A 7,346-nucleotide genomic window follows, 5' to 3' on the forward strand; every position below is an offset into this window, starting at 1 on the left:
TGGAAATTAAATTAATAGGGGGAATGTTTATGAAATTCGTAGCAATTACTTCATGTCCAACAGGAATAGCACATACTTATATGGCAGCCGAGGCTCTTTCAATGGCTGGAGAAGAAATGGGCATTGAGATTAAAGTAGAAACTCAGGGGTCTGTAGGAGCAGAGAATCAATTGACAGAAGCTGAAATAAGAGAAGCAAGAGTTGTAATAATTGCAGCTGATACCAACGTTTCAAAGGAACGTTTTGAAGGGAAGACTATTATTGAGGTTGGGGTAAAAGATGCAATTAAAGATGCAAAAGGTCTTATCCAGAAAGCAATAGACATAAAAGTGGAAGATAAAAACACTTTAAAACAAGGGAGTGAAAAAAAAGAAGAAAAGGTTGAGAAAAAGGGTGTTTATAAGCACCTTATGACAGGGGTTTCTTATATGATTCCTTTTGTAGCTGCGGGAGGTATTTTAATTGCACTTTCTTTTGCTTTTGGAATATATGCATTTAAAGTACCAGGATCTATAGCCGAAGCCTTAAAGACCATTGGTGGCGGTAATGCCATGGCACTTATGTATCCAGTACTTGCAGGGTTTATAGCATTCTCTATAGCAGATAGACCGGGTCTTGTACCGGGTATGGTTGGTGGTATGCTAGCAGCAACGGTAGGTGCAGCATTTCTAGGCGCAATGGCAGCAGGTTTCATAGCTGGGTATACTGTAGTTTTCTTAAAGAAAATAATAAAATTACCAAAATCATTACAAGGTTTAATGCCAGTTATAATATTGCCAGTTTTATCTACTATGGTAGTAGGGCTTGTAATGATATATGTTATTGGAAAACCCGTAAGTGCTTTAACTGTAATAATGTCAAAATACTTAACTAATTTAAGTGGAGCAAACGCAGGACTTCTAGGAATTATTCTTGGTTTAATGATGGCTTTTGATATGGGTGGACCATTTAATAAAGCCGCATATACTTTTGGAGTGTCAACTTTGGCATTGGCTCCTTCTTCTGCTATAATGGCAGCAGTAATGGCGGCAGGAATGACTCCTCCACTAGGAATAGCACTTGCAACGGTACTAGCAAAAAAGAAATTCACAGCAGAAGAAAGAGAATCAGGAAAATCTGCTTGGGCATTAGGGGCTGCATTTATAACTGAAGGTGCAATACCATTTGCTGTAGCAGATCCACTTAGAATAATACCTTCAACAATGACAGGTGCTGCAGTTACCGGAGCGTTATCTATGATATTTAAATCATCTGTAGTAGCTCCACATGGTGGTATATTCCTCTTATTTATCCCTCATGCAGTTACTAATTTAGGTGGATATATAATTGCAATACTAGCTGGTACAATAGTAACTGGAGTTATGGTTTCAATATTAAAGAAGGATGTTGTTCTAAAAAAAGTTAGTTAATAAATAAGATAGTTTAAAATACAATGTATAAAGTCGAATTCACTCCTTAGAAAGCAAATATTTATATTTGCAACTAGGAGTGAATTTTGCGTTTAAATTAGATGATTTAATGAAAGGTATTAGAATTTCATATATAAATGATATAAAAAAATATTTATGTATATTTATCTTTACTTTTTTATCATAGTTAGAGACAATAGTGAGAAGATTAATTATAGATAAATAAAAATAATTATTAAAACTGTATGATAAAGGGGAGATTGATTATGGATCCAATAGCTTTTAATATATTTGGCTTAGATATTAGATGGTATGGCATATTTATTGCAATAGGAATGATGGTTGGAATTACATTAGCTAATTTTACTTGTAGGCTAAAAAGCCTTGATTATGATGAGTTTTTAAATATTGTACTAATATCCTTTCCTATGGCTATTATTGGAGCTAGAGCTTATTATGTGATTTTTGAATTTAGTCAATATAAAGATAACTTAATAGGCGTCTTTAATATACGCCAAGGTGGGCTAGCTATTCATGGCGGGATTATATTTGGGATGATAACAGCATATATATATACAAGATATAAAAAAGAGAGTTTGCTAAAATTTGTGGATGTGGCAGCGCCATCTATAATTATCGCGCAAGCTATAGGAAGATGGGGAAATTTCTTTAATAGTGAAGCTCATGGTGGGCCAGTTACCCAGGGATTTATAAGTATATTCCCAAATTTTATACAAAAGGGTATGTTAATAGATGGAGTGTATTATCAACCAACTTTTTTTTATGAATCAATATGGAATTTAGCAGTAGGTTTATTATTAATTTATTTATTAACAAAGGCATTAAAGCGTGGTACAGTCTTTTTCACTTATATAGGATTATATTCTTTAGGAAGATTTTTCATTGAAGGATTAAGAACTGATAGTTTAATGCTAGGGAGTATAAGAGTAGCTCAGCTAATAAGTTTATCAGGTATTGCTTTATGGGTCATTTTTATTGTTATAAATTATAGAAAAAGAAACTTGCATTATTAATTTAGTTTTAAAATGAGAATAATTAATAATAAGTCTATATATAGTAAGGTGTGAAATATTATTTAATGTGATATTAATGATTTATAAAATTCTTAATAATATATTAACAAATAGCTATTGAAATTACTATTTATTAATAGTATAATTATTTATGTTGCACTAATCATGTGTATACAAAAAAATTATACTTTATGGAGAGATGTCCGAGTGGTTTAAGGAGCATGCCTGGAAAGCGTGTGTAGGGGAAACCCTACCGAGGGTTCGAATCCCTCTTTTTCCGCCAGTTTATATTTCCGTACTAGCCGGGGAGTTAGCGGTGCCCTCAACCTGCAATCCGCTACAGCAGGGGTGAATTCCTCGTCAAGGTTATAAAATGTGTGGTCTGACTTATATAAGTGGTGTTGAGAACTGGGCCCCACGCAATGAAAATTCATGAACCCCGTGAGATTCGGAAGGAAGCAGCGGTAAGTGGACACTTTCATGTGCCGTGGACCAACCTGGTTTGAGCTAACTGTATAGGTATCGCGCATAGTTTATTTATCGAAGCGAGGTGTACGGTTTACATAAGAATTATAAGATACCTTTATAGGTATCTTTTTTTTACATATGAATTAAGACAATATTAATGATATAATTAGGTAAATAAGTGAGTGCAATTATTCTAAAATAAGGTTGCAAATTAATAAGTATTTAAAATAAAGTAAATACTATTATTAAAAAGAGGTGAAATTTGTGGCGTATATGGCTTTATATAGAGAGTGGAGACCAAGAACTTTTGGAGATGTAGTAGGTCAAGAGCATGTCACTATAACTTTAAAAAATCAAATAAATAATGAGCGAATAGCTCATGCATATCTTTTGTGTGGTACAAGAGGGACTGGAAAAACTTCAACGGCTAAGATATTAGCAAAAGCAGTTAATTGTTTAAACTCGGATAATGGTGAACCTTGCAATGAATGTGAAATGTGTAAGAAGATAAATGCAGGAACAGCAATAGATGTTACAGAACTTGATGCGGCATCACATAATGGAGTAGATAATATCCGTGATATAATTGAAGATGTTCAGTATCCACCACAAGAGGCTAAGTATAAGGTCTACATTATAGATGAGGTTCATATGTTATCTATAGGGGCAGTTAATGCTTTTCTAAAGACATTAGAGGAGCCACCAAGTAACATAATATTTATATTAGCAACAACTGATCCTCAAAAACTGCCAATAACGATATTATCGAGATGTCAAAGATTTGATTTTAAGAGAATAAAAAGTTCAGATATATTTGATAGGCTTAGGAAAATAGTTACGGAGCAAGGTGTTTTTGCCGAAGATAATAGTTTGAAATTAATATCAAGAGTTTCTGATGGAGCAATGAGAGATGCCCTAAGTATTTTAGATCAGGCGATATCAATGAATGAAGGTAGTGTAGAGTATGATAATGTTGTAGAAATGTTAGGTCTTGTAACTAATGAAAGTCTTATAAAGCTTTCGGATAGCATAATAGATAGAAATATAGAAGCCTCAATAAAGGAGATAAATGATATAGTTTCTAGTGGCAAGGATGTATATGTATTTATAAAAGATATGACTACACATATGAGAAATCTTTTGATGGTTAAGGTAAGTGATAATGCTTATGATATTCTGGATATGTCTAGTGAAAATATAGAGATTTTAAAGAAGCAGGCAGCCTCTATTAGAATAGAGGAAATCATGAGGAACATAAAGATACTTCAAGATGCAGAGCAGCAAGCTAAATGGAGTAAACAAAATAGAATTTATTTAGAGCTTGCAGTTATTAAGATGTGTAAGATTGAATACGATACATCAAAAGAAGTGTTACTAGCTAGGGTAAATAAGTTAGAAGAAATAATAAAACAGGGGAAGATAACTGTTGCATGTGAAAGTATAACAACTAGGCCGGATGAAAACAATGGATCTAAAATAGAAAATAAGGTAAAGAAGAAAACAGAAACAAGACCTGTACAAATTCACAATGCTAATTCTAATTTAACAGTGGAAATTGTGAAAAAATCTTTTAAAGATATCTTAGATATGTTTAAGACCCGAAGACACATGGTTATATACGCTTCTTTAATGACAGGAGAAATTGTATCCTGTAATGGAGGGGTAATAGAACTTGGTTATGAAAAGCAGTATGCCTTTAACAAAATTAGGCTTGAAAAAGAGGAAAATAAAAATGTAATAGAAGAAATATTCTCAGAGCTATTAAAAGAACCAGTAAAAATAAAATATACTATAGAAGCGCAGGATAAAGAGGAAAAATCACCAGAGGATATATTAAAAGAGACATTTGGAGAAGATATTGTAGAAATATTAGATGAATAGGTATAGAATATTAGACAAATATCTGATAAATACTAGATTAATTAAATCTTTAATAAATCTAAATTACTTATAAAAAATATTTGTTTAATTAATGGAAATTATTATAGTTATTAGTATATAATAATATAGAAAAGCTATAACAGGTTGGTAACATGTATCCATTTAGATTATAGATACTTAACTTTTAGTTGTTAAAAATCTAGAGGAGATAAATATAAAAATAACTTAAATTACAAATATGTAGGAGGTAACTATTATGGCAAAAGGCGGATTTCCAGGTATGGGTGGAAATATGAATAGTTTAATGAAACAAGCTCAAAAATTTCAAAAGCAAATGGAAGATATGCAAAAGGATTTAGGAGATAAGAGGTTCGAAGCATCTTCTGGTGGTGGAGCAGTAACTGCAGTAGCTAATGGAAAAAGGCAACTTGTTGAAGTGAAAATAAAACCAGAAGTAGTAGATCCAGATGATATTGAAATGCTTGAGGATCTAATTATGAGTGCTTGTAATGAAGCATTGAAGAAGGCCGAAGACGAGTCAAGTAATGAAATGGGTAAGTTAACAGGCGGAATGAATATGCCAGGAATGTTTTAATAAAACAGTTATGAGGTGACTAAATTGGATTTTTATCCAGTAGCAATTGAAAAACTTATAGAAGAATTCGCTAAACTTCCTGGAATAGGGAAAAAGACGGCTCAAAGGCTTGCATTATTTGTACTAAACCTTCCTAAGGAAGAAGTAGATGAGTTTGCTGGTGCACTTATAAATGCTAGAGGAACCATAAAATATTGCTCTGTATGTGGAAGTTTTACAGATACAGATCCATGTTCAATTTGTTCCAATCCTAATAGGGATAAGAGTATTATATGTGTGGTAGAAAATCCAAAAGATATTATGACTATGGAAAAAGTAAGGGAATTCAATGGGGTATATCATGTTCTTCATGGAACGATATCGCCAATGTCAGGACGAGGTCCTGAAGATATAAAATTAAGAGAACTTATAAGAAGAATTAATGGAGAAGTTGATGAAGTAATAGTAGCAACTAATCCTAATATAGAAGGAGAAGCTACAGCTATGTATATATCTAAAATATTAAAACCATTAGGTGCAAAAGTCACAAGGATTGCACATGGAATTCCAGTTGGTGGCGATTTAGAATATATAGATGAAGTAACTCTTTCTAAAGCCTTAGAAGGAAGAAAAGAAATATAGAATATTACTCCTGTTTTATGTCAATAATTGAGAAAAGATATAAAATAGGAGGTTTTTTATTATGAACAGAAAAAAAATAATTGAAATATTGCTTTCAACTACAAAATATACACCGGAGCAGAAAGATATTATTATGCAATTAGAGGAAGCTAAACTTGAATGGGAAAGTTCAAAGGAATATTTTCAAGTAGTAGATGACCCTAAACTTGTAGATTATGCAATTTATAGAGAAGATCAATCTAGAGCTAGATACATATATTTTTTATTAGAGGCTAGAAGAAAAGGTGTAACTATAGATACTAGTTACATGATTGAAGATCTAGATGCTATTAACAAATAGAAGCAAAGATTCAAATAGGGGGAGTTAGATATGGACGTTGCATTATATTTTTTGATTGGTATAGTAGGTATGCTAATTGTGGTCAAGCTTTTTTCTTGGCCACTGAAAATATTAGTTAAATTAATATTGAATTGTGTTTTTGGTGTCTTACTTTTGCTGCTTGCGAACTTCGTAGGATTAACTATTCCAATTAATGCTGTAACGGCAATAATTTCAGGCTTTTTAGGAGTGCCGGGAGTAATATTTATAATAATTTTTCAAAAATTAATGTGATGTTAATATGCTAATGAAGATTTACAGCAATAATGAACTTATAATAGAGTAATACAACTATTAGGAAATAAAAGTTGTATTACTCTATTTTCTATTTATTAGTAAAACCATAAAGTCGGGTTAGTATTAATAAGGTGCAGGTTATATTATACGTGTACTGTTAACATTCAAAGATAAAATATTTAATAATAGTATATTTTGGTTTATTAATGTGGATACTTAATATATGTAATTGTTAAAATCGTTATATATGGGGCCTTCTTGTTAGATGATAGTGAGATTGAGCTAAATAACTATCCTGGTGTATCAATATAAGATATATTGAGAGAAGGTTTAAGAATTGAAGAATTTGAAACCTATTTTATTTTAATTACTTAAGAAGGTATTATGGATAAGACATCTTATGATAGAATACTACATGTTGATGCGTTTGAGCAGCGATAAAGGTAAGACTTAAGAGGTTAACATTTATTGATTTGAGAATATATTTTAATAAATCAAAAAAGTGTTGACAAAACAAGATATACCTAGTAAAATAGTAGAAGTCGTCACATGATGACAAAGCAAATTGGTCTTTGAAAATTAAACAGAGAAATAGGTAAAGAAATGAAATGATATTTTATTTTAACCAGTCAATTACTTTAGTAAAAGTAATATTTTAGTCGTAAGGCTAAAAAGTATGTAATGAGCTTGCTAACCAACTTAACAGTTGGCGCAGATTAATT

Annotated in this window: 7 protein-coding genes, 1 tRNA gene and 1 other RNA gene; all 9 read left to right on the forward strand. The window is 31.7% G+C overall.

The annotated features are described in order from the left end of the window. Positions 1-29: 29 nt before the first annotated feature. The 9 genes from KPL44_RS22840 (at position 30) to KPL44_RS22880 (ending at position 6,621) form a co-directional block, all read left to right on the forward strand. Entirely contained in the window at positions 30-1,409 is a 1,380-nt protein-coding gene (locus tag KPL44_RS22840; protein WP_216255306.1) for a PTS fructose transporter subunit IIC, read from the forward strand. Positions 1,410-1,675: 266 nt separating this feature from the next. After that, entirely contained in the window at positions 1,676-2,443 is a 768-nt protein-coding gene (lgt, locus tag KPL44_RS22845; RefSeq protein WP_216255308.1) for a prolipoprotein diacylglyceryl transferase, read from the forward strand. Between the two features lie 193 nt (positions 2,444-2,636). After that, a tRNA-Ser gene (locus KPL44_RS22850) sits at positions 2,637-2,726 on the forward strand. 10 nt (positions 2,727-2,736) lie between these two features. Beyond that, positions 2,737-3,001: signal recognition particle sRNA large type (gene ffs, locus KPL44_RS22855), an RNA gene on the forward strand. 174 nt (positions 3,002-3,175) lie between these two features. Continuing rightward, positions 3,176-4,792, forward strand: a complete 1,617-nt coding sequence (dnaX, locus tag KPL44_RS22860) for a DNA polymerase III subunit gamma/tau (RefSeq protein ID WP_216255311.1) — start codon at positions 3,176-3,178, stop codon at positions 4,790-4,792. A 256-nt stretch (positions 4,793-5,048) separates the two neighbouring features. Then, positions 5,049-5,387, forward strand: a complete 339-nt coding sequence (locus KPL44_RS22865) for a YbaB/EbfC family nucleoid-associated protein (RefSeq protein ID WP_071610943.1) — start codon at positions 5,049-5,051, stop codon at positions 5,385-5,387. 24 nt (positions 5,388-5,411) lie between these two features. Beyond that, positions 5,412-6,008 (forward strand): recombination mediator RecR, encoded by a 597-nt coding sequence (gene recR, locus KPL44_RS22870; protein ID WP_216255320.1) that lies wholly within the window; start codon positions 5,412-5,414, stop codon positions 6,006-6,008. A 61-nt stretch (positions 6,009-6,069) separates the two neighbouring features. Then, entirely contained in the window at positions 6,070-6,348 is a 279-nt protein-coding gene (locus KPL44_RS22875) for a DUF2508 family protein (RefSeq protein ID WP_216255322.1), read from the forward strand. 30 nt (positions 6,349-6,378) lie between these two features. Continuing rightward, positions 6,379-6,621, forward strand: a complete 243-nt coding sequence (locus tag KPL44_RS22880) for a pro-sigmaK processing inhibitor BofA family protein (RefSeq protein WP_216255325.1) — start codon at positions 6,379-6,381, stop codon at positions 6,619-6,621. Positions 6,622-7,346 lie beyond the last annotated feature (725 nt).

Source organism: Clostridium sp. DSM 17811, from assembly GCF_018861905.1.
In the GTDB taxonomy this organism is placed as follows: Bacteria; Bacillota; Clostridia; order Clostridiales; family Clostridiaceae; genus Clostridium_AD; species Clostridium_AD frigoriphilum.

Coding starts and splice junctions, on each gene's coding strand:
- lgt (WP_216255308.1), top strand. CDS start 1,676: ATGGATCCAATAGCTTTTAATATATTTGGCTTAGATATTAGATGGTAT.
- KPL44_RS22865 (WP_071610943.1), top strand. CDS start 5,049: ATGGCAAAAGGCGGATTTCCAGGTATGGGTGGAAATATGAATAGTTTA.
- KPL44_RS22840 (WP_216255306.1), top strand. CDS start 30: ATGAAATTCGTAGCAATTACTTCATGTCCAACAGGAATAGCACATACT.
- KPL44_RS22880 (WP_216255325.1), top strand. CDS start 6,379: ATGGACGTTGCATTATATTTTTTGATTGGTATAGTAGGTATGCTAATT.
- KPL44_RS22875 (WP_216255322.1), top strand. CDS start 6,070: ATGAACAGAAAAAAAATAATTGAAATATTGCTTTCAACTACAAAATAT.